Origin of the sequence: Streptomyces sp. NPDC006339, assembly GCF_040612775.1 — a bacterium.
In the GTDB taxonomy this organism is placed as follows: Bacteria; Actinomycetota; Actinomycetes; order Streptomycetales; family Streptomycetaceae; genus Streptomyces.
Genome location: NZ_JBEXQW010000011.1, coordinates 21,409 through 42,471, shown reverse-complemented (window position 1 = coordinate 42,471; position 21,063 = coordinate 21,409). Strand labels below are relative to the sequence as shown.

Genomic DNA, 21,063 nt, shown 5'->3' with positions numbered 1-21,063 from the left:
CTGGGACACACGCGGCACCGGCAGCGCCGGTCCGCCTCCGGACGTACGTACGAGTTGCCACGGGCCCTCCACGCGGAAAGCATGAGGAGGTGAGTGACGACCTCGCGTATCTGCGCTTCCCGCACCTGCACGACGAGCTGCTGTGCTTCGCGGCCGAGGACGACCTCTGGGTCTCCCCCCTCGCCGCCGAGGGCGAGCGGCCCGGCCGGGCCTGGCGGATCACCGCCGACCGCACCCGGGTCGGCCATCCACGCTTCTCCCCCGACGGCCGCCACATCGCCTACACGAGCTGGCGCAGCCTCGATCCGGAGATCCACCTCGCGCCCGTCGACGGCGGCCCCTCCCGGCGGCTCACCTACTGGGGGTCCACCGACACCCGGGTCTGCGGCTGGTCGCCGCCCGGCGAGGACGGGCGGTCCGACATCCTCGCCGTCTCCTCGCACGGCCAGCCCTTCTCGTACTTCTCCTGGGCCTACACCGTGCCCACCGACGGCTCCCCCGGCGGGCGGATGCCCTGGGGGCCGGTCCACGACATCGCCGTCGCCGACCTCGACGGACAGCGCCGCACCCTGCTGCTCACCGGCACGCCGCCGCACGAACCGGCTTCCTGGAAGCGCTACCGGGGCGGCGCCATGGGGCGCTTGTGGCTGCACGGCGAGCGGCTGCTCCCCGACATCGAGGGGCACCTCGACACCCCCATGTTCGTCGCCGCGCCCGCCGGCGAGGTCGGGCAGCGGATCGCCTTCCTCTCCGACCACGAGGGCATCGGCAACCTCTACTCCTGCCTGCCCGACGGCACCGACCTGCGCCGGCACACCGACCACGACGAGTTCTACGCCCGCAACGCCTCCAGCGACGGGCGGCGCGTGGTCTACCAGTGCGCGGGCGAGCTGTGGATCGTCGACGAGCTCAGCGCCCGCTCCCGGCCCCGCCGCCTCGACGTCCGGCTCGGCGGGCCGCGCACCGGCCGGCGCCCCTACCAGGTGCCCGCCGCCCACCACGTGGACGCCCTCTCCGTCGACGAGACGGGGCGGGCCAGCGCCGTCTCCGTACGCGGCAGCCTCTACTGGCTGACCCACCGCGACGGCCCGGCCCGCACCATCGCCGACACCCCCGGCGTACGGGTCCGGCTGCCCGAGATGCTGGGCAGCGGCGACCAGGTCGCCTACGTCACGGACGCCGACGGCGAGGACGCCATCGAGATCGCCTACCTCCCCCGCGCCAGCGGCGACCGCCCTCCCCGCCGCCTCGCCTCCGGCGAACTGGGCCGGGTCGAAGAGATGGTCTCCGACCCCGACGGCGACCGCCTCGCCATCGCCTCCAACGACGGCCGCCTGCTCCTCATCGACCTCCGCGAGGACCTGGAGGACCTGGACGCCCTCACGGCTCTCGGGGAGCTCGGGGAGCCGGTGGGGCCGGGACCCCTGGGAGAGACCGGGGCGCCCGGGGCGGCCACCGGAGCGACCGGCGTGCCGGCGCCTGGGGAGGCCCGCGTGCCGACGCCTGCGCCTGGGACGGCCGGGGCGTCGGCGTCCGGGGAGGCCACGGAGCCGGCGGAAGCCGGGGCGCCCCGGGAGGCGCCCGGGCGCCCCGATGACGGCCCCCGGGCCGCCGAAGGGGCCGGGAGCGGGATCCCTGCCGAAGGGACCAGGGACGGGTCCCCCGCCGAAGGAGGTGAGGGCGTCGCCCCTGCCGCCGGGTCCGGGCACGCCGCTCCCACCCAAGGCTCCCCCACCGGCGTCGTGACCGAGTTGATCCGGTCGCTCAACGGGCCAGTGCGGGACCTCGCGTTCTCGCCCGACGGGGCCTGGCTGACCTGGTCGCATCCGGGCATCGGGCGCTCGTTGCGCTCCATCAAGATGGCCCGCATCTCGGGGCCCGGCGCGCCCGTCATCGTGGATGTCACCAACGGCCGCTTCGAGGACGAGAGTCCGGTCTTCACCCGCGACGGCCGCTATCTCGCCTTCCTCTCCTGGCGCGGCTTCGACCCGGTGTACGACGTGCACACCGGCGACCTGTCCTTCCCGCTGGGCTGCCGCCCCTACCTCGTCCCGCTCTCCTCCGCGACCCCCTCCCCCTTCGCGCTCCTTCCGGACGGGCGGCCCGCGGCCGGCGGCATGGACCCCGTCGACGACGAGGCGGGCGCCGGGGACGGCACCGTGACCGTCGAGATCGAGGGGCTTCCCGAGCGGGTCACGCCCTTCCCCGTGACCGCCTCCAAGTACTCCTCCCTCCATCCGGTCGCCGGCGGCGGCCTCGTCTGGCTGCGCTGGCCGATCTCCGGCGCCCTGGGCGAGACCTTCGCCAACCCCTCCGATCCCTCGCCCCGGCCGACGCTGGAGCACTACAACATCACCAAGGCCCGCAAGACCGAACTCGTCGACCACCTCGACTGGTTCGCGGTCAGCGGCGACGGCTCCCGGCTCGTCGTCGTCGACGAGGGCGAGCTGCGGGCCGTCCCCGCCACCGAGTCCGGCGACGGTGACTCCACCGTCTACCTGGACCTGCGGCGCATCGTGCACGAGGTCGACCCGGCCGCCGAATGGCGGCAGGCATTCGACGAGGCGGGCCGGATCGTCGACGCCTACTTCTGGGAACCGGACATGGGCGGAGTCGACTGGACCGCCGTCCTCGACCAGTACCGGCCCCTGGTGGAACGGGTCGCCTCGCCCGACGAGTTCGCCGACCTGCTCCGGGAGGTCATGGGCGAACTGGGCACCTCCCACGCGTACGTCACCCCCGCCCGCCGCAACGAGGGGCCCCCGCACTACCAGCGCCCCCAGGGCCTGCTCGGCGCCAACCTCGTGCCCCGCGAGGGCCGCTGGGTGGTCAAGCGGATCCTGCCCGGCGACTCCTCCGACTCCAAGGCCCGCTCGCCGCTCGCCGGCACCGGCATCCGCGAGGGCGCCGTCCTCACCCATGTCGACGGCCGCCCCGTCGACCCCGTCGCCGGCCCCTATCCCCTCCTCGCCGGCACCGGCGGCACCACCGTCGAACTCACCTTCACCCCCGCCGAGGGCGAGGGCCGCGCCCGCCGGGTCGCCGTCGTCCCCCTCATCGACGAGCGGCCGCTGCGCTACCAGGACTGGGTGACCAAGCGCCGCGCCGTCGTGCACGAGGTCAGCGGAGGACGCTGCGGCTACCTCCACATCCCCGACATGGGCGGCTCCGGCTGGGCCCAGTTCAACCGCGACCTGCGTATGGAGGTCTCCCGGCCCGCCCTCATCGTCGACGTCCGCGGCAACGCCGGCGGCCACATCAGCGAGCTGGTCATAGAGAAGCTCACCCGCAAGATCCTCGGCTGGGACCTCACCCGCAACGCCCAGCCCGTCAGCTACACCTCCAACGCTCCGCGCGGCCCCGTCGTCGCCCTCGCCGACGAGGCCACCTCCTCCGACGGCGACATGATCACCGCCGCCTTCAAACTGCTCCGCCTCGGGCCCGTCGTCGGCCAGCGCACCTGGGGCGGGGTGGTCGGCATGACGGGCCGCCACCGGCTGGGCGACGGCACCCAGATCACCGTGCCGATGAACGCGGCCTGGTTCCCCGAATACGGCTGGTCCATCGAGAACCACGGCGTGGCACCGGACCTCGCGGTCCTGCGCACCCCGCTGGACTGGGCCGAGGGCCGGCACGCCCAGCTCGACGACGCCGTCCACGTGGCCCTCGCCCTCCTGGAGGAGAACCCGCCCGCGAGTCCTCCCGGCTACGAGGCCGTGCCGGACCGCTCCCGGCCGAAACTGCCGCCGAGGTCCAACTCGTAGGCCGTGCCCGGCTGATCGCCGTCCAGCGTCACGCTCCCGACCGCACCGAAGCCGATCCGGGCCAGCACGGCCCGGGACGGCCCGTTGTCGAGCGCGGCGAAGGCGGTCAGCCGGCGCAGCCCGTACTCCTCCACCGCCCGCCGGCACACCTCCCGGACGCCCTCGGTGGCGAGCCCGCGCCCGGTGGCCTTCTCGGCGAGCCGGTAGCCCAGCGCGGCGGTCCCGGCCTCGGTGTCGACGTCGACCAGGTTGACCCGGCCGAGTATCTCCCCGTCCTCCCCGACCAGGACGTGGAAATGGATCTCCCCCGCCTCCTGCGCCTCCAGCAGCTCGCGGAGGCGCACGTCGAACTCGGAGAAGTAGTCGTCTCCGCGGTCGGGCACGGAGGCGGCGAAAAAGGCCCGGTTCTCCCGCTCGAAGGCGAGCAGGGCGGGCGCGTGATCGGATCGCAGTCGCTCGAGGACGAGCTCGGTTACGGCCATGGGGATCACGGTACGTAACTTCTCGGTTCCGTGCGGGGGGTTATCCACAGATCACGATCCCGGGCATACGAAAGGCGCACCCGGCGTCCCGGGTGCGCCTTCCGCACAGAACAGGCGTCAGCCGTCAGACCTCGAAGTCCTGGTCCCGGCGGTCCTGGTCCTCCCGCTGAGCGCGGTCGCGCTTCTCCTGGAGGCGGTCCTTGGCCTGGGAGGCGCGCGAGGACGCCTCGTCCTTGGCGCTCTGCATCTTGCCCTTGGCCTGCTGCGCCTTGCCCTGCATCTCGTCCTTGATGCCCATGAAGATTCACTCCTAGAAGGGTGTGAGGGGATCGGGGCGTTGCTCGCCCCGGGGCCTTCATCAGACTGACATGTCAGGACACTCTGCGCATTTCGATCACATACGGACAGTCACCGCGGCCAGGGGGGCCGCCCCTCAGGTCCCGGCCCGCTTGCCGCGCGCCTGCTCGTCGGCCGCGCCTCCGGCGCCCACCAGCCCCTTCGAGACGGAGGCGAGGCGCGGTTCGAAGCGCCTCATCTCACGCTGGCCGACGGCGGCGATGATCCCGGGCAGATAGCCGCGGCTCGACTGCATTCCGCGCAGCCACCACTGGGCGTACACATGGGCCGAACGCCGCTCGATCCCCGCGACGATCCGGTCGACGGCCGGGCCGAGCGGATACGTGCGGTTCGACGGCCACGGCAACCGGGAGCGCAGCTCGCGCATCACGTCGTCCTGGTCGGCGCCCCGGACCATGTCGGTGTCGGTCCAGGAGAGGTAACCGACGCCGACCTTCACGCCCTTGTAGGCGACCTCGGCGCGCAGGCTGTGCGCGAATGCCTCCACACCGGACTTGGAGGCGCAGTACGCCGTCATCATCGGCGCCGGGGTCATCGCGGCCAGCGAGGCGATCTGCAGGAAGTAGCCCCGGGACTCCATGAGGACGGGCAGGAACGCCCGGGCCGTCACGGCGCCGCCGATCAGGTTGACCTCGATGACCCGCCGCCAGGCGACCGGGTCGGAGTCCACGAACGGACCGCCGGCCGCCACACCGGCGTTGGCGACCACGATGTCGACCTTGCCGAATCGCTCCTTCACCTCGGCCGCGACCTTGGCCATCGCCTCGTGGTCGGTGACGTCGGCGTGCCACCAGTCGGCCTCGGTGTGCAGCTTGCCGGCGACCTCCTTCAGGAGTTCCGGCTCCAGGCCGACGAGCGCGATCCGCGCGCCGCGCGCGGAGAGTTTGCGGGCGAGGAGTTCGCCGACACCGCGGGCTCCTCCGGTGACGACCGCCACCTGTCCTTCCAGGCTCACCCTGCTCATGCCCCTGCCTCCTCCTTCTGCCCCTCGGAGATCTCCTCCGGGGAGGTCCCGTCCCGGGAGCCATCCTTGGCGCCCAGGTAGGTGAGCGTCAGTTCGCGGATCTGCGCCGTGACGGCCTCCGGGGCCTCCACCGGCGTCATGTGCCCCATGCCGGCCAGTTCGACCAGGCCCGTGCAGTGCGGCAGCGCGGCCGCCAGCGCCCGGGAGTGCCGGGGCGGCGTGAGCCGGTCGGCGGTGCCGACCAGCACGGCCACGGGCACCCGCAGCTCCCGCACGTCCGCCTCCACGTCGAGCCCGGCGAGGACCCGCGACCAGCCGTAACGGACCCCGCGCGGGCAGGCGTGCACGATCCGGGCGCAGGCGTCGACCCGCTCGGGCGCCGAACCCGGCCCCATCGTCGCGTACTTGAGGATCCTCTTCGAGACCGGTGTGACCGGCCCCAGCGGCGCCTTCGCCCCCAGGATCGAGCGGGTCAGCCGGGTCCGCACCCGGCCCGGCCGCAGCGGTACGACGAGGGCCTCGGCCGTGAGCCGCGAGGGCCCGGTCGAGCAGAGCAGCGCCGCGGCCGCGTGCTGCCGGACGGCCGGCCGCCGGGCGGCGGCCATGATCGTCATGCCGCCCATGGAGTGGCCGGCGAGCACCGCCCGCTCGCCGGGGCGGAGGGTGGCCGCGAGCACGGCCTCCAGGTCGTCGGCGAGCGCCTCCGCCGAGTATCCGGTCACCCGGTCCACCGGCTCGGGCGAACGGCCGTGGCCGCGCTGGTCGTAGGCGATGACCCGGTGGTCGACGGCGAGGGCCCGGATCTGCGCGTCCCAGAAACGGATGGAGCAGGTCCACCCGTGGGCGAGGACGACGGCGGGGGCGCCTTCGGGGCCGTACACCTCGACGTGCAGCGACGAGCCGTCGGCGGAGGTCACGGTCAGCACGGTCGCGGCACCGGGGCCGGACACGACGGCGCCGGAACGGGACGCGGTCACTGGACGGCCTCCTTCGTGCGGGCGGCGGCGCCGCGGCGGCCGGCCGGCTCGGCCTCGTCCGCCCGCGGCTTCGCGGGGGCCCGCAGCACCTCGTACTCCGAGAGGTCGACGGTCCGCGTCTCGCGCCGGAACTCGGCGGTCGTGCCCGGCCACAGGGTGGTGTTGCGGCCGTTGGCGTCCAGGTACCAGCTCTCGCAGCCACCCGCCTTCCACACGGTCCGCTCCATCCGGGACTGCACCCGGCGGTTCCAGGTGCCGACGGCGGAGGGCCGGGCGGCGAGGGCGGCGCGGCCGCCGAGGACGTCGAGCTGGCGCAGGTAGTCGGCCATGTAGTTGAGCTGCGACTCGATCATCAGGATCATCGAAGAGTTCCCGAGACCGGTGTTGGGGCCGATGATCGTCATCCAGTTGGGGAAGCCGGCGGCGGTCGCGCCGCGCAGCGCCTCCATGCCGTCCTTCCAGTGCTCGGCGAGGGAGCGGCCGTCGGCCCCGATGACGCGCGGCGCGATCGGCATGTCCGTGACGTGGAAGCCCGTACCGAAGATGATCGTGTCGACCTCGGTCTCGGTGCCGTCGGCGGCCACCACGACATTCCCCCGGACCTCCTGCAGACCGGAGGCGATCACGTCGACGTTGGGCTGGGCGAGCGCCGGATAGTACGTGTTGGAGAGCAGGATCCGCTTGCAGCCGAGGCGGTACGAGGGGGTCAGCCGGGCCCGCAGCGCCGGGTCCTTGATCGAGCGGGCGATGTTGGCCTTGGCGAGCCGCTCGACCAGGCCCAGCTCGTTCGGCCGCTTGGTGAAGGCGCTGACCTGGAGCTCGCGGATGCCCCACAGGATGCCCCGGCGCGCGGTCGCCGTGAACGGCAGCCGCCGGTGCAGCCAGCGCTCCGGGCCGCTGATGGCCCGGTCGACGCGGGGCATGACCCACGGGGGCGTGCGCTGGAGGAGGGTGAGCCTCCCGACCTTCGGCTGGATGGACGGCACGATCTGGATGGCGGACGCGCCGGTGCCGACCATGGCGACCCGCTTGCCGGTGAGGTCGTAGTCGTGGTCCCAGCGGGCGGAGTGGAAGACCTTGCCGGGGAAGTCCGCGAGCCCGGGGATGTCGGGGATCTTGGGGTCGGAGAGCGGCCCGGTGGCGGAGACGACGACGTCGGCGGAGAAGGAGCCGGCGGTCGTCTCGATCTCCCAGCGCAGCTCTTCCCCGTTCCACGCCATCTTCGTGACCTCGTGGTTCAGCCGCAGGTGCGGCCTGATCCCGAAGGTGTCGGTGACGTGCTCCAGGTACGCGCGGATGTGGCGCTGGCCGGAGAAGGTGCGCGGCCAGTCGGGGTTGGGCGCGAAGGAGAAGGAGTAGAGGTGGGAGGGGACGTCGCAGGCACAGCCGGGGTAGCTGTTGTCCCGCCAGGTGCCGCCCACGGAGTCGGCCCGCTCCAGGACGACGAAGTCCGTGATCCCTTCGCGGCGCAGCCGGACGGCGGCTCCGAGGCCGCCGAATCCCGATCCGATCACCGCCACCCGTACGTGCTCGTGCTTCGCCATGCCGCCTCCCGTGCGCCCGGCCAAGATTACGCCAGCAATCACTGGCACAATCGGGACTGTAGAGCAGCGGCATACCGAGCGGTAGGGGTAAGCCAGGGAAAGTTACCGGCGGTACAACATAGGCTGGCGAGTGTGGCTGAACGATCAGGGGAACAGGCGGGGACGGCCGGAACGGCGGGATCCGGGGCCGATGTGACGCCCGGGGCGGACACCGCCGCGCCCGCCGGGGCCGCCGGCGCCGGGGGTGCCGGGGCCGCCGGTGCCGGGGCCGCCGGTGCCGGGGCCGCCGGGGCCGGGGCGCAGGGCGAAGGGGGCCAGGTCGAGGGGACGCAAGGCGAAGGAACGCCAGGCGAAGGGGCACAGGGCGGCGAAGGGTCCTCCCGCGAGTACCGGATGGCCGACCTGGCGGCCGCGGCCGGCATCACCGTCCGCACCCTGCGCTTCTACCGCGAGCGCGGGCTGATCCCGCCGCCCCGCCGCGAAGGCCGCATCGCCTGGTACGACGACCGTCACCTGGCCCGCCTGCGCACCATCGCCGCCCTGCTCGAACGCGGCCACACCCTCACCGGCATCGCCGACCTCACCAGCGCCTTCGAGTCGGGGCGGAACGTCGGCGAGGTCCTCGAACTCGGCACCCCCACCGAGGAGGAGCCGGTCCGCCTCACCCCCGAGGAGCTCGCCGACCACTTCGCCGGTGAGGTCACCCCGGAGAACCTCGCCGCCGCCCTCGACCTCGGCTACCTCGCCACCGACGGCGAGGACATCGTCCACGTCAGCCGCCGGCTCCTCGACGTCTCCTCCGCCCTCGTCCGCGAGGGCGTCCCGCTCGCCGCCGTCCTGGAGGCGGGGGGCCGGGTCCGCGAGCACGCGGAGGCGCTCGCCGGGCTCTTCACCGAACTCCTCGGCACGTACGCGGACACGAAGGACATCCAGCGCCTGCGCCCGCTGGCCAAGAGCGTGGTGGAGGCGGAGCTGTCCCTCGCCCTGGACCGGCGCCTGCGCGAGACCTCCTGAGCGCTCCCGTGCGCGCACATGGGTGCGCGGTCGCTACGCCCCCGGCGCGAGCCCGTAGACGGCCGTCACGGGCGCGTGGTCGCTCCAGCGCTCGCCGTGGGTGGCGGCCCGCTCGACGTACGCCTTGACGGCCCTGGCGGCGAGCCCGGGCGTGGCGATCTGGTAGTCGATGCGCCAGCCGCTGTCGTTGTCGAAGGCGCGGCCGCGGTAGGACCACCAGGAGTAGGGGCCGTCCTGGTCGGGGTGGAGGGCGCGGACGACGTCCACGTAACCGCCGTCGCCCTCGGCGAGGACGCGGCTCAGCCAGGCCCGCTCCTCGGGGAGGAAGCCGGCGTTCTTCTGGTTGGCCTTCCAGTTCTTGAGGTCGGCCTCGCGGTGCGCGATGTTCCAGTCGCCGCAGACGACGACCTCGCGGCCGTCGGCGGCGGCGCGCTCCCTGAGCTCCTTCAGGTACGGCAGGAAGGCGTCCATGAAACGGATCTTCTCGTCCTGCCGTTCGGTGCCGACCTCGCCCGAGGGCAGGTAGAGGCTGGCGACGGTGACGCCGGGCAGGTCGGCCTCGATGTACCGGCCGCTGCCGTCGAACTCCGTCGAGCCGAAGCCGACCCGCAAGGCGTCGGGCTCGCGCCGCGTGTAGAGCGAGACACCGGCGCGCCCCTTGGCGGCGGCGGGCGCGTGGGCGGTGAACCAGCCCTCAGGGGCGCGGACGGCGTCCGGCAACTGCGCCGCCTCGGCGCGTACCTCCTGGAGGCAGACCACGTCGGCGGCGGTCCCGGCCAGCCACTCGACGAAGCCCTTCTTGGCGGCGGCTCGGAGACCATTGACATTTACGGACGTCACAGTGAGCATCCCGGGAGAATACCGACACCGAGCGCCGCATAGATGTACGATACTTCGCATGGATATTCGCCCCACGCCTTTCGATCACCCCGACGCGGTCAAGCTCAACGACGCCGTCCAGCTCGAGTACGTCGAGCGCTACGGGGACGAGGACGGCGACGGTGAGGGCGATCTCACACCCCTGGACGCCTCGATGTTCGTGCCGCCGCGGGGGCTCTACCTCCTGGCGTACGACCCTCTGGGCCGCCCGGTCGCCACGGGCGGCTGGCGCACCCAGGACGCCAACGACGAGGGCTACGCGGACGGCGACGCCGAGCTGAAGCGCATGTACGTGGTCCCCGAGGCCCGCGGCCTGGGCCTGGCCCGCCGCATCCTGGCCGCCCTGGAGGCCGACGCCCGGGCCGCCGGCCGCGTCCGCATGGTCCTGGAGACGGGCACGGCCCAGCCGGAGGCCATCGGCCTGTACACCTCCTGCGGCTACGAGCCCTGCGCGAAGTTCGGTTACTACCGCGCGTACCCGAACAGCCGCTGCTACGCGAAGGCGCTCTGAAAGGGTGGGCCGACCGGCAGCCCCCGGCACTTCCCCGCCACGCGTCTCGTGACGCGCTCCTGACAAATCCGTCCCGCTCTGGCACGCTGCCTCACGCACGTCGATCCGCACCGTTCTCGTTCCCCCACCTGCCCCTGGCAGAAGGAGACCTGCGTGAGACGCCATCGCATCGCCACAGCCGTCCTGTTGTCCGTCGGCGCCCTGTTCGCCGGCGGACTGACGACCACCGGGGCCGCCCAGGCGGCCGGCCCCACGGGCCCCATCGGCCACTCGTTCACCGCCGCCGACCAGCGCGCGGCCGCGACCTTCTGGACCCCCGACCGGATGCGGTCGGCCACCTCCCTCGACCTGACGGCCGCACCCGGCGCCCTGCGCCAGGTCGCCCGCTCGGCCACCCCGACGACGATCGCCCCGACGGCCGCGAAGGCGGCGCCCTCGGCCGTCTCCCCCGCCGCCTTCCCGCAGGCGGGCGGCGCCTGGACGGGCGGCGGCGCGGTGGTGAAGACCTCCGGTCGCGTCTTCTTCACCTTCCAGGGCCGTACGGCCTCCTGCTCCGGCAACGCCGTCACCAGCCAGAACGCCAGCACCGTCATCACCGCCGGCCACTGCGTGAAGTACCAGGGCGCCTGGCACACCAACTGGGTCTTCGTCCCCGCGTACGACAACGGCCAGGCCCCGTACGGCCAGTGGACGGCGACGAAGACGCTCACCACCCCGCAGTGGGAGGCGAGCGAGGACATCAACTACGACATCGGCGCCGCGGTCGTCGCCCCGCTGAACGGCAAGACCCTCACCTCGGTCACCGGCGCCCAGGGGATCCAGTTCAACGGCGGCTACAACAAGGCGATGTACGCCTTCGGCTTCCCGGCGGCCTCCCCGTACGACGGCTCGAAGTTCATCTACTGCTCGGGGAACTCCTCCAAGGACTTCCTCTTCTCGCAGGACCACAGCCTCGCCTGCAACATGACCGGCGGCTCCAGCGGCGGCCCCTGGTTCACCTCCTTCAGCGAGGCGACGGGCACGGGCCTCCAGGTCTCGGTGAACAGCTTCGGCTACACCTTCCTGCCCAACCGCATGTTCGGCCCGTACTTCGGCACGGACGCGCAGAACCTCTACAACAAGGCTCAGGCGTCCTGACGCCCTGACGCCTCGACAGTCGGGCACCGCACCGCACCCACAGAGCCGTGCTCCGGCGGACGACCTCGCCGCCGGAGCACGGCTCGACTCATCGTCATCGTCCGTACACCGCAGGGGGATTGCAAAGGCCGGTGTTTGCGAACATATGATCGCAGCCTGTTGGAACAAGGCGCGACGGGGGTTGCACGATGACAACGAGTTCCGGGCCGGGAGCGGCGGACTTCGCCTCGACGCCGGCGCAGAAGAAGGCGGCGGCCGGCACCATCGAGAACGAACTCGAGCCGAACACGAAGAAGGCCGCCGAGCGGGCCGACACAGCGACCGAGAACGCCCGCAAGGGCTTCGACGGATGGGAGACGGCCGCCGGTCTGAAGACGGTCGCGGACACCTGGGACCGTCAGGTCAGGACCCTGATGGGACGTCTGGCCGCGGAGAAGAACGCGCTGCGTGGCGCCTCGGGCCTTTTCACCGGCAACGACACCGGCGTGGGCAACCAGCTGATCGCCCAGTCCAAGCTGAACCACCTGTAGGGGGCTGCGATGTCGACCACCTACCACGAGATCATGACCACCAACCTGGGCCTGCTGACGTCGGCCGCCTCCGCCTGGGAGACGATGGCGGGCGAGCTGGGCAAGGTCGAGACCCGCTACGGCGACAGCGTCCAGAAGATCTCCATGGGTCCCACGTGGACCGGTGTGAGCGCCGGTGTGGCGCAGACGAACTTCGCCGCGACCCGGTACGAGTACGCCGCCGCCCAGAGCCAGGCCAAGGCCATCGCGAGCCTGTTGCGGGACGCGCACGAGAAGTTCACGGACCTCAAGAAGAAGCTCGAGAGCGCCCGCGACGACGCGATCGCCGCCGGTATGACCGTGTCCGAGCAGGGACGCGTCGCCTTCGACTGGTCCAAGCTCACCCCGTCCGAGCGCAGCGCGTACCACCACGACCCCGACGGCGAGACGATGATCCGCGAGTCCGTCGCCTCGTGGCAGCGGCACATCGACGACCGGGTCAAGGCCGTCGGCGAGGCGGACCAGAACGTCCGCACGGCCCTGGCCGCCGCCGTCGTCGACAGCAACAAGGACGCCTTCGGCAAGGGCAACGACGCCACCTTCGGCGGGTTCAACGCCCACGCCGAGGGAGACCTCGCGAAGGCCACCGCGGCGGCGAAGGCGAAGGACGACCCGACGACGAAGACGGACGGCTGGAAGTCCGAGGGCAAGGCCGATGTGACCGGCCCCGGCGCCGAGTTCAAGGTCGTCGGCCCCAAGTACGGCAAGGAGGGCCAGGTCAAGGCCGCCGCCGACCTCTTCCACGCGACCGCCGAGGGATCGCTGACCAACGGCGACTGGAAGCTCTCCGGCATCGCCGACGCCTACGGAGGCGCCCGGGCCACCGCCAACCTCGGCGTCACCGACGCGGGGCTCGTCGCCAAGGCCGAGGCGTCGGTGGGACTCCGGGGACTCGCCGAGGGGCGCGCCGAGTACGGCCCGTACGCCGGTGTCTACGGGCGCGCCGAGGGCTTCGCCGGTGCCGAGGCGAGCGCCGGACTCAAGGCGGGCAAGGACGGCGTCGGCGTCAACGCGAAGGCCTTCGCCGGGGCGAAGGGCACCGTGGCCGGAGGCTTCGAGATCGCCGGCATCGGCATCGGCGGTACGGCCGAGGGCTGGGCGGGCCCCGGCGCCGAGGCCAAGTGGGGCTACGAGAAGAACGACGACGGCGTGTACAAGTTCGGCGGCAAGGTGGGTCTCTCCCCGGCCCTGGGCGGCGCCCTCGGCCTGGAGTTCACCGTCGATCCGGACAAGGTCGGCAAGAGCGTCGGTGACGCGGCCGACGCGGTGGGCGGCTTCGTCGGCGACGGGGTCGACGCGGTCGGTGACGCCGCCGGCTCCGTCAAGGACACCGTCGGAGGGTGGTTCTCCTGATGTACTTCGCTCGGGAAGGAGGGCCCACGATGCCCATGACACTGCCGGTGCCGATCGAGTTCCGCCTGCCGGAGGGCTGGCTTCCGGCCGCGCCTCCGGACGGCGTCGACGTCCCCGACGTGGCCTTCGCCGCGGTGCGTCCGCACCCGGACGCCGGCTTCAGCGCCAACATCACCATCTCCGGCGAGGTTCCGCCGCCGGAAGTGACCCTGCCGGAACTCGCCGACGCGTCGGCGCGGCGCCTCGGCGAGGCCGTCGGGCCGGTCGCCGTGGACTTCCGCCGCGAGGTGGGCTCCGCGGACGCTCCCGCGCTGACCCAGCGGCTGACGTTCTCCGGCATCGTCGGCGACACGCCGCACGACCTCGTGCAGTCCCAGGTGTTCCTCACCTTCGCGGACGTACGGGACCCGCACCGGCGGGCGGTGATCCGGCTGTCCCTGACCGCCACGGCGGCGCAGCACGACGAGGTCATCGGGGACTTCCAGGACTTCGTGCGTACGGTGCGCCCGGATCCGGACGCCGGAGCGGGGGCGTAGGCGTGGGGATCCTCGACGGCTACTTCGGCACCCGGCACCCCGACGCGGGTACGCCGCCCCGTACGGCCCAGGAGGTCCGCTCGGCGCTGCTCGCCCTCAACGGCCCGGACGTCCTCTTCGTCGTACGCAACGGCACCGGCAAGGAGGGCGACCTGGTCGCCGAATGCCGGCTCCCCCAGCTGCGCGTACGGCTCCGGACCCGCATGCGTCTGGACGCGGCGAAGCACGAGGTGCGGGCGCTCGACGAGCAGTGGGAGATCCTGCAGAGCGAACACACCCGCGGCCAGCACTCCCGCGGACCCGCGAACGCGGTCTACCGGGTGTGGGAGAAGCAGAAGGGCCCGGACGGCCGCGAGCACCGGGTCGAGACCTTCCGCTTCGAGACCCGCGAGATGAAGGACCCTCTGCGTCGGACCGTCCTCGAAGCGGGCTGGACCTGGCGCGGCGTCCTCTTCCGCCTCTGACACTCCGCCGGCCACCCACCCACCCGGCCGGAGGCCGGCGGGCCCCTGCCCGCCGGCCTCCGGTGCTCACCGGACGGCGCTCAGTCGACGCCGCTGACGTAGACCCGGCTGCGGCGGTCGTCGACCTGGACCACCGCGACCTTCAGCCAGTTGAGATCGCCCTCGCACGGAGCGCACACCTGACCTTCGCGGACCCTCGCCAGCAGATCGGGCTCCGGCACCCCCAGGTGCGAGAACGGCGTCGAGGGATTCGTTTTGCGGGCGAGTGGCTGTTCCCGCAGGCCGAGTGGTTCCTCCGGCCTCAGTTGTGCGACGAACGTGTCCACCTCTCCCGTGGGGAGAAGGAACGCCATGATCAGACCGTCGTCCTGCAGCCCCTGCCGGTGCGCCGCTCCCCGCCGCCCCCGCACACCCGGCCACCAGCCCGGTGAGCACGGCCACCCCACCGACCAGCACCGGACGCCACCGGCTTCCTGGCTCCGAACCGGCAACTCGCCAGATCCGCCACACCGCCACCCACCCCCGAACAAGCTCGAACGCCCATGAAACGACGAGATCCCGCCCGATCTTGCGATCGGACGGGATCTCGTGTGTCTGTGGACCTGTGGGGATTTGAACCCCAGACCCCCTCGATGCGAACGAGGTGCGCTACCAGACTGCGCCACAGGCCCTTGCGACGTGTGAAACATTAGCATCCCCACCGGCGAAGTTGGAAATCCGCTCCGCCGCAGGTCAGCCGGGGGCCGTCGCGGGCCAATGCAGTTGCCTTAGGGCTCGCCCAACGAGTCAGACGCGATCGTGCTGTCCCGGAAGGACTGGAAGGCGTTCCATCTGGCCTGGGCATCGTCCGCGAGCAGCTCACCGGTCGAGCAGTCGAAGGGGCGGCAGCCAAGGGCTCTGGAGATATGGAAGATCACGGGCAGCACGTCGTCCTCCCCGCCCCGGACATGGAGCATGACCGACTCGACGGGGTCGTGCTCGCCGATTCCGAGTTCGATCACCCAGGTCGGACCGAGCAACTCGCCCCACGTGGGATCGGTCAGGTCCACCTCACCCACAGCTGACCTGAGGGCCTTGTGGACGCTGGACCGGCTTCCGATGGGAGGCGGCTCGTGATCGGCTGGAAGGTCGTCGATCGACGTGACGTCCGCAGGCAGCGGCAGCAGAAGAATGTCCCAGCTCATAGCGCTCCCAACCCGAGATTCACGAGAAACGCTATCCGCTGAGTGCTGGCCTTCCGGCCCTGCGGGTGCTCTTCGGCTTCGAGGTCGGGTTGTGGGCCCAGCGGCCGGACTGGACCGTGCCGCGTCTGGCACGGGTCCTCAGCACAGGCCAACGGTTCGGTTTCTTGATCGCGCGTGGACAGTCCCGGTTGCGCCAGCGACAGATACGAGCCGTCCGAAAGCTCTCCCTGGACAGTGCCGAGGTGGTTGGACTGGAGCCTGACCAGTAGATCCGCGCCGGCCGCGGTGAAGACGTGGGCGAACTCGACCGACCAGAAGCCGCGGTCGGCGATGACCAGGTCGCCGGGGCCGGTGGAGCCGGCCAGTGGGTAGGCGAGGCTGCGTTCGCCGTCGCGGTAGCCGCCCAGGCGGGCATCGAGGACTCCGTGCGTTCCGATCTCGGCCAGCACCACCGCCCTGACCTGGGGGAAACCGAAAGGGACGCCGCCGGTGGTGGAGGGGCCGTCGAAGGTGTCGCCGTTGCTCGTCGAATCCGGAAGATCGAACTGGGTGCCGTCCAGGGCGAGGAGCCGCAGCCCCCGCCACCACGCTCCGGCGTGTCCGGGGTGGCGAGCGGCCCGGCCACCTGGCGGAACACGGTCTCCAGCACGTCCTCGCCGAGGCGGGCGCGGGCCCGGCACAGCGACGACCGGTTCACCCGAGCGAGGGCCCGGCTGCCCGGGATGCCGCTGGTCAGCACCCGCAGCACCTCCTCGTACGACTCCCGGGCGAACAGGCACAGGGCCAGGACGAAGTACACGACCAGCCGAGCCGACAGGAGTCGGCGCCGGCACGGTCGTGCTTGGCTATCGCCGCGTCGACCAGCTCGGCAGTGAACACCTTCGTCAGGATCCCGACCCGCACCCGCTGTCCCGCGCCCCACCCCGTCACACGCGGGGCAACGACTCCCGCAGCTCAAAGGCAACTGCATTGGCCGTCGCGGGCCCCCGGCCGGTCGTCACTCGTTGGCCGCGCGGGGGCGGTCGTCGTCTGCGTACTGGTCGAAGAGGGGGGTGCGGCCGTGGTCGCGGCGGGGGCGGGGTGGGGTGGTGCGCTGGCGGGGGGCCGGGGTGGGGGGTGGGGTCGGGTCGGCCGCCGTGGAGGAGCGGGCCGAGCTCCAGGTCTCCGGGTCCGTGATGTCGACGCCGCCCGAGGCGCGCGGGGCGACCGGGGCGGTGACGTACGTGGGGAGGGGCACCGGGACCGGGTCCCAACTGTCGCCGCGGGCGGGGCCGCGGTCGCGCTGCTGGTCCACCCACTCGGCGTGGTCGGTCTGCTCCACCAAGGCGCGCCGGTCCGCCTCCTGGGGGGAGAGCGTCGGGGCGGGCGTGGGGGCCGGGGCGGCGGGTTCCGGTTCGGCGGCCGGGGCGGGGCGGCGGCTCTCGCGCAGACGGGCCGCGGCGGCCTCGGCGTTGCGGCGGTCCATCACGTAGACGAAGCGCCGCCGCTCCTGGACGCGGAGGTAGACGATGTACGCGCTCAGGAGCACGGCCGGGACCGCCGGCGCCCACAGGAAGGCCAGCCCGCCGACGGCGGCGACGATCGCGCCGAGGGTGAAGGCGAGGAAGAGGATCACGGTGGTGCGCCGGCGCCGGGCGAGGACCTTGCCTCTGCGGGCCCGTTCGGCCGCCGCGCTGGACCCGCGCCGCGCGGGCGCGGGCGACGGGGCCGGGGCGGGGGCCACCGGGGCCGGTTCGGGGATCTCCAGCCGGGCTTCCGTCCTGGCCGCGGGCGCGCAGAAGTCCCGGACGTCGACCGAGCTCAGATGCTCGGTCTCCGCGTCCGGGTCCACGTCGGGCGCCGCGCCGTCCGCCGCCCGGTCCCGGTCCCTGAGCTCCTTGGCGTAACGGCGCTCCATGCCCGCCCGTCCGGACAGCAGCCGGATGGCGGTGCTGAAGCGTTCCGTCGGACGGGCCTCGTTCAGCTCGTCCTGCCTGCGGAGCCACATCGGCACCAAGTAGGCGGCCCAGGCCCCGACGATGACTGCGTAGATGAGGCCGCTGCTGCTCACGCCTCACACGGTAGAGGGGTTCGGGTGAGGGCATCGGCCAATTGGCCCGGTGTGTCGCACGATCTGGCTGATATCACTGAACTTTTTTGTGATTGTTCAGATCGATTGAGGGTCAACTGCCGATTAAATTCGAACACTTATTGGAATAGCTGATCAGGTGGCGGGATGCTGGCGACGTGCCTGGTGCCAGCGGCGCACCAACCCCTCCGGGCACTCCTCCGCCGTCAGCGCGAAGACCAGATGGTCACGCCAGGCACCGTCGATGTGGAGGTACCGGGGCCGCAGCCCCTCCTCCCGGAATCCCAATTTCTCCACGACCCGCCGCGAGGGCCCGTTCTCCGGGCGAATGCAGACTTCCATCCGGTGCAGTCCGACGTTCCGGAAACAGTGGTCCACCGCGAGCGCGACCGCCGTCGGCATGACGCCCCGCCCGGCCACCTCACTGTCCACCCAATAGCCCACATGGCCCGAGCACATCGAACCCCAGGTGATTCCCGCCACCGTCAACTGCCCGACCAGGCGTCCCTGGTACTCGATCACGAACGGCAGCATCCGGCCCGCGTTCGCCTCCGCCCGCAGATGGCGCACCATCTGACGGTACGTGGGGCGCTGCGCCACCGGGCCGCCGGGTGCGGGCGGCGGGACGGTCGCCTCCCACGGGCGCAGCCACTCGCGGTTGCGCCGGTTCACCTCGCGCCAGGCCCGGTGGTCGCGCATCTTTATCGGGCGGAGCAGCACATCGCCGTCCACCAGGACCACGGGCCAGGACGGGATCATGACGCCGGGCCCGCTTCCGACGCGGGTCTCGGGTGATCACCGCCGCGGATCTGGTCGACGGCGTGCCGCAGCAGCGGCTCCAGGACCGCGAGCCCGTCGCGGACCCCGCCCGTCGAACCGGGCAGGTTCACGATCAGTGTGCCCCGCGCGACGCCGGCGAGACCGCGCGAGAGCGCCGCCGTGGGCACCTTCTCGCGGCCGTACGCGCGGATCGCCTCCGGGATGCCGGGGATCTCCCGGTCCAGGACGCGCCGGGTGACCTCGGGGGTCTCGTCGGTGGGCGAGATGCCCGTACCGCCGGTGGTGATGATCACGTCGTACCCGGCCGCGACCCCGGCCCGCAGCGCCGCCTCGACCGGCGCCCCGTCCGGGACGACCTGCGGGCCCTCCACGGCGAAGCCCATGCCGCGCAGCGCCTCGGCGATCAGCGGGCCGCCCTTGTCCTCGTACACGCCGGCGGCCGCCCGGTTGGAGGCGGTCACGACGAGAGCACGGTACGGGGCGACAAGGGCACCGCCGACGTTGTTCCCCAGCGCCGCCGGCGCCTGCTCCTCGGGCCCGTGCGCCCCGGACACCTTGCCCGCCCGCGTCACGACGCGCTCCGCGTCCAGTGGCCGGACTTGCCTCCGGTCTTCTCCTCCACCCGTACGTCGGAGATGACCGCGCCCTTGTCGACCGCCTTCACCATGTCGACGACGGTCAGCGCCGCCACCGACACCGCCGTCAGGGCCTCCATCTCCACGCCCGTGCGGTCCGTGGTCTTCACCGTCGCGAGGATCTCCACCGCGTCGTCCGCGACCGTCAGGTCCAGCGTGACGCCGGAGACGGCCAGCGGGTGGCAGAGCGGGATCAGGTCCGGGGTCTTCTTGGCGCCCATGATCCCGGCGATACGGGCGGTGGCGAGCGCGTCGCCCTTCGGCACGCCCTCGCCGCGCAGCAGCTCGATCACGCGCGGCGAGACCAGGACGCGGCCGCTGGCGCGGGCGGTGCGGGCCGTGACGTCCTTCCCGGAGACGTCGACCATGCGGGCCGCCCCCGCCTCGTCGATGTGGGTGAGTCCTTGCTGCGTGCTCATGGCGGTGACACTCCCGGTCGCTGTGTGGGACGACACCGTACCCCCACCATGGCCCCCTCAGCCGAGGAGGACCACTTCCAGCTCCGTGCCGGGCTCGACCTCGGTCGCCTCCTCCGGTACGACGAGCAGCGCGTCCGCGTGGGCGAGCGCCGCGATCAGGTGGGAGCCGGAGCCGCCCACAGGGGTGACGGTGCCCGATTCGGCGTCGTACGTCCCCCGGAGGAACTGGCGCCGGCCGGCCGGCGAGGACAGCGCCCGGTCGGCCTTGAGCACGGCGCGGACCCGGGGCCGCTGGGTGTCGGGCCGGTCGGCGAGACCCATCAGGGCGCGGATGGCGGGGCGCACGAAGAGCTCGAAGGACACATAGGAGGAGACGGGGTTGCCCGGCAGGGCGAGCAGCGGGGTGTGATCGGGGCCGATCACGCCGAAGCCCTGCGGCTTGCCCGGCTGCATCGCCAGCTTGCGGAAGTCGACCTCGCCGTCCGCCGTCAGCGCCTCCTTCACCACGTCGTACGCCCCGACGCTGACGCCGCCCGTGGTGACGAGCAGGTCGGCGCGGATGAGCTGGTCCTCGATGGCGGCGCGCAGCGACTCGGCGTCGTCGGCGACCGCGCCCACCCGGTAGGCCAGGGCTCCGGCGTCGCGGGCGGCGGCGGCGAGCGCGAAGCTGTTGGAGTCGTAGATCCGGCCGTCGGTCAGGGGCTCGCCGGGCTGGGTGAGTTCGCTGCCGGTGGAGATCACGACCACGCGGGGGCGGGGACGGACGCGCACGGTGCCGCGGCCGATCGCCGCGAGCAGGCCGATCTGCGGCGGTCCGAGGACCGTGCCGGCCGCGAGGGCCAGCTCGCCCGCCTTGACGTCGCTGCCGCGCGCGCGGACGTGGGCGCGGGCCTCGGCGGGGCGGTGGACGCGGACCTCGCCGGCCGCGCCCTCGGGTGCGGCACTGGCCGGGCGCATGGCGCCGGCGGCGCCCTCCCCCGTACCGCCGTCGGTCCATTCGACGGGGACGACGGCCTCGGCGCCGGGCGGCAGCGGGGCGCCGGTCATGATGCGGGCGGCCTGGCCGGGGCCGACCTCGGGCAGCCCGCCGGCGCCCGCGGCCACGTCGCCGATCACGGTCAGGACGGCGGGGAACTCCTCGCTCGCCCCGGCCACGTCGGCGACCCGGACCGCGTATCCGTCCATGGAGCTGTTGTCGAAGGGCGGCAGCGCGACCGGCACCGTGACGTCCTCGACGAGGACGCAGCCCTGGGCGTCGAGCAGTTGGAGCTCGATGGGCTCCAGCGGGGCGACCGCGGCCAGGATGTCGTCGAGGTGCTCGTCGACGGACCACAGACCGCGGGCCGGACCCGCGCAGGGGTCGCCGGGCCCCTCGCCGGAGTGGCCGTCGTCCGACGGTCCGGAGTGGCCGTGGTCCGACGGTGCC

The 21,063-nt window shown here is 72.7% G+C and carries 22 protein-coding genes, 1 tRNA gene and 1 pseudogene; 8 read left to right on the top strand and 16 right to left on the bottom strand.

Going from position 1 to position 21,063, the window contains the following annotated elements:
- Nucleotides 1-89 precede the first annotated feature (89 nt).
- Complete coding sequence (locus ABZ135_RS11280) at nt 90-3,764, top strand: S41 family peptidase (protein ID WP_356694216.1); 3,675 nt, start codon at nt 90-92, stop codon at nt 3,762-3,764.
- Here the strand turns inward: ABZ135_RS11280 and ABZ135_RS11275 are convergent.
- The 5 genes from ABZ135_RS11275 to ABZ135_RS11255 all read right to left on the bottom strand — a co-directional run bounded on the left by ABZ135_RS11275 (nt 3,707) and on the right by ABZ135_RS11255 (nt 8,088).
- Entirely contained in the window at nt 3,707-4,246 is a 540-nt protein-coding gene (locus ABZ135_RS11275) for a GNAT family N-acetyltransferase (RefSeq protein ID WP_356694214.1), read from the bottom strand. The genes ABZ135_RS11280 and ABZ135_RS11275 overlap by 58 nt on opposite strands.
- A gap of 124 nt (nt 4,247-4,370) precedes the next feature.
- Complete coding sequence (locus ABZ135_RS11270) at nt 4,371-4,544, bottom strand: hypothetical protein (RefSeq protein ID WP_356694212.1); 174 nt, start codon at nt 4,542-4,544, stop codon at nt 4,371-4,373.
- A 135-nt stretch (nt 4,545-4,679) separates the two neighbouring features.
- On the bottom strand, nt 4,680-5,567 hold the full coding sequence (locus ABZ135_RS11265; RefSeq protein ID WP_356694210.1) for an SDR family oxidoreductase: 888 nt from the start codon (nt 5,565-5,567) through the stop codon (nt 4,680-4,682).
- Nucleotides 5,564-6,517: an alpha/beta hydrolase gene (locus ABZ135_RS11260; protein ID WP_356694430.1), complete on the bottom strand. Its 954-nt coding sequence runs from the start codon at nt 6,515-6,517 to the stop codon at nt 5,564-5,566. The genes ABZ135_RS11265 and ABZ135_RS11260 overlap by 4 nt, the downstream gene beginning before the upstream one ends.
- A gap of 23 nt (nt 6,518-6,540) precedes the next feature.
- Complete coding sequence (locus ABZ135_RS11255; protein WP_356694208.1) at nt 6,541-8,088, bottom strand: NAD(P)/FAD-dependent oxidoreductase; 1,548 nt, start codon at nt 8,086-8,088, stop codon at nt 6,541-6,543.
- 393 nt (nt 8,089-8,481) lie between these two features.
- On the opposite strand from ABZ135_RS11255, the gene ABZ135_RS11250 reads away from it, so the two are divergent.
- Complete coding sequence (locus ABZ135_RS11250; protein ID WP_356694206.1) at nt 8,482-9,102, top strand: MerR family transcriptional regulator; 621 nt, start codon at nt 8,482-8,484, stop codon at nt 9,100-9,102.
- 33 nt (nt 9,103-9,135) lie between these two features.
- Here the strand turns inward: ABZ135_RS11250 and ABZ135_RS11245 are convergent, their stop codons facing one another.
- Entirely contained in the window at nt 9,136-9,951 is an 816-nt protein-coding gene (locus ABZ135_RS11245; RefSeq protein WP_356694204.1) for an exodeoxyribonuclease III, read from the bottom strand.
- 49 nt (nt 9,952-10,000) lie between these two features.
- On the opposite strand from ABZ135_RS11245, the gene ABZ135_RS11240 reads away from it, so the two are divergent.
- The 6 genes from ABZ135_RS11240 (at nt 10,001) to ABZ135_RS11215 (ending at nt 14,551) form a co-directional block, all read left to right on the top strand.
- Nucleotides 10,001-10,492: a GNAT family N-acetyltransferase gene (locus ABZ135_RS11240; protein WP_356694202.1), complete on the top strand. Its 492-nt coding sequence runs from the start codon at nt 10,001-10,003 to the stop codon at nt 10,490-10,492.
- Nucleotides 10,493-10,645: 153 nt separating this feature from the next.
- Nucleotides 10,646-11,629, top strand: a complete 984-nt coding sequence (locus ABZ135_RS11235) for a peptidase (protein ID WP_356694200.1) — start codon at nt 10,646-10,648, stop codon at nt 11,627-11,629.
- 188 nt (nt 11,630-11,817) lie between these two features.
- Nucleotides 11,818-12,159: a hypothetical protein gene (locus ABZ135_RS11230; RefSeq protein WP_356694198.1), complete on the top strand. Its 342-nt coding sequence runs from the start codon at nt 11,818-11,820 to the stop codon at nt 12,157-12,159.
- Between the two features lie 9 nt (nt 12,160-12,168).
- Nucleotides 12,169-13,551 (top strand): hypothetical protein, encoded by a 1,383-nt coding sequence (locus ABZ135_RS11225; protein WP_356694196.1) that lies wholly within the window; start codon nt 12,169-12,171, stop codon nt 13,549-13,551.
- Between the two features lie 29 nt (nt 13,552-13,580).
- Nucleotides 13,581-14,087, top strand: coding sequence for a hypothetical protein (locus tag ABZ135_RS11220; protein ID WP_356694194.1), 507 nt, complete (start codon nt 13,581-13,583; stop codon nt 14,085-14,087).
- 2 nt (nt 14,088-14,089) lie between these two features.
- A complete protein-coding gene (locus ABZ135_RS11215; RefSeq protein WP_356694192.1) occupies nt 14,090-14,551 on the top strand; it encodes a hypothetical protein in 462 nt (153 codons plus the stop codon).
- An 80-nt stretch (nt 14,552-14,631) separates the two neighbouring features.
- Here the strand turns inward: ABZ135_RS11215 and ABZ135_RS11210 are convergent, their stop codons facing one another.
- The 10 genes and pseudogenes from ABZ135_RS11210 to glp all read right to left on the bottom strand — a co-directional run bounded on the left by ABZ135_RS11210 (nt 14,632) and on the right by glp (nt 20,972).
- Entirely contained in the window at nt 14,632-14,904 is a 273-nt protein-coding gene (locus tag ABZ135_RS11210; protein ID WP_356694190.1) for a hypothetical protein, read from the bottom strand.
- Between the two features lie 244 nt (nt 14,905-15,148).
- Nucleotides 15,149-15,222: transfer RNA gene (locus ABZ135_RS11205), tRNA-Ala, on the bottom strand.
- A gap of 96 nt (nt 15,223-15,318) precedes the next feature.
- Entirely contained in the window at nt 15,319-15,735 is a 417-nt protein-coding gene (locus ABZ135_RS11200) for a hypothetical protein (protein WP_356694188.1), read from the bottom strand.
- A complete protein-coding gene (locus ABZ135_RS11195) occupies nt 15,732-16,187 on the bottom strand; it encodes a hypothetical protein (protein ID WP_356694452.1) in 456 nt (151 codons plus the stop codon). The genes ABZ135_RS11200 and ABZ135_RS11195 overlap by 4 nt, the downstream gene beginning before the upstream one ends.
- 188 nt (nt 16,188-16,375) lie before the next feature.
- A pseudogene (locus ABZ135_RS11190) lies at nt 16,376-16,705 on the bottom strand (transposase domain-containing protein); the annotation flags it as partial.
- A gap of 27 nt (nt 16,706-16,732) precedes the next feature.
- Nucleotides 16,733-17,785 (bottom strand): gephyrin-like molybdotransferase receptor GlpR, encoded by a 1,053-nt coding sequence (glpR, locus tag ABZ135_RS11185; protein ID WP_356694186.1) that lies wholly within the window; start codon nt 17,783-17,785, stop codon nt 16,733-16,735.
- A 153-nt stretch (nt 17,786-17,938) separates the two neighbouring features.
- The gene (locus ABZ135_RS11180) at nt 17,939-18,562 is read right to left on the bottom strand and encodes a GNAT family protein (protein WP_356694184.1); all 624 of its coding nucleotides are present in this window, start codon (nt 18,560-18,562) and stop codon (nt 17,939-17,941) included.
- Nucleotides 18,559-19,095, bottom strand: coding sequence for a MogA/MoaB family molybdenum cofactor biosynthesis protein (locus ABZ135_RS11175; RefSeq protein ID WP_356694428.1), 537 nt, complete (start codon nt 19,093-19,095; stop codon nt 18,559-18,561). Before ABZ135_RS11175 ends, ABZ135_RS11180 begins: the two co-directional genes overlap by 4 nt.
- A 56-nt stretch (nt 19,096-19,151) precedes the next feature.
- The gene (gene moaC / locus ABZ135_RS11170) at nt 19,152-19,637 is read right to left on the bottom strand and encodes a cyclic pyranopterin monophosphate synthase MoaC (RefSeq protein ID WP_345487503.1); all 486 of its coding nucleotides are present in this window, start codon (nt 19,635-19,637) and stop codon (nt 19,152-19,154) included.
- 57 nt (nt 19,638-19,694) lie between these two features.
- Nucleotides 19,695-20,972, bottom strand: coding sequence for a gephyrin-like molybdotransferase Glp (gene glp, locus ABZ135_RS11165; protein ID WP_356694426.1), 1,278 nt, complete (start codon nt 20,970-20,972; stop codon nt 19,695-19,697).
- Nucleotides 20,973-21,063 lie beyond the last annotated feature (91 nt).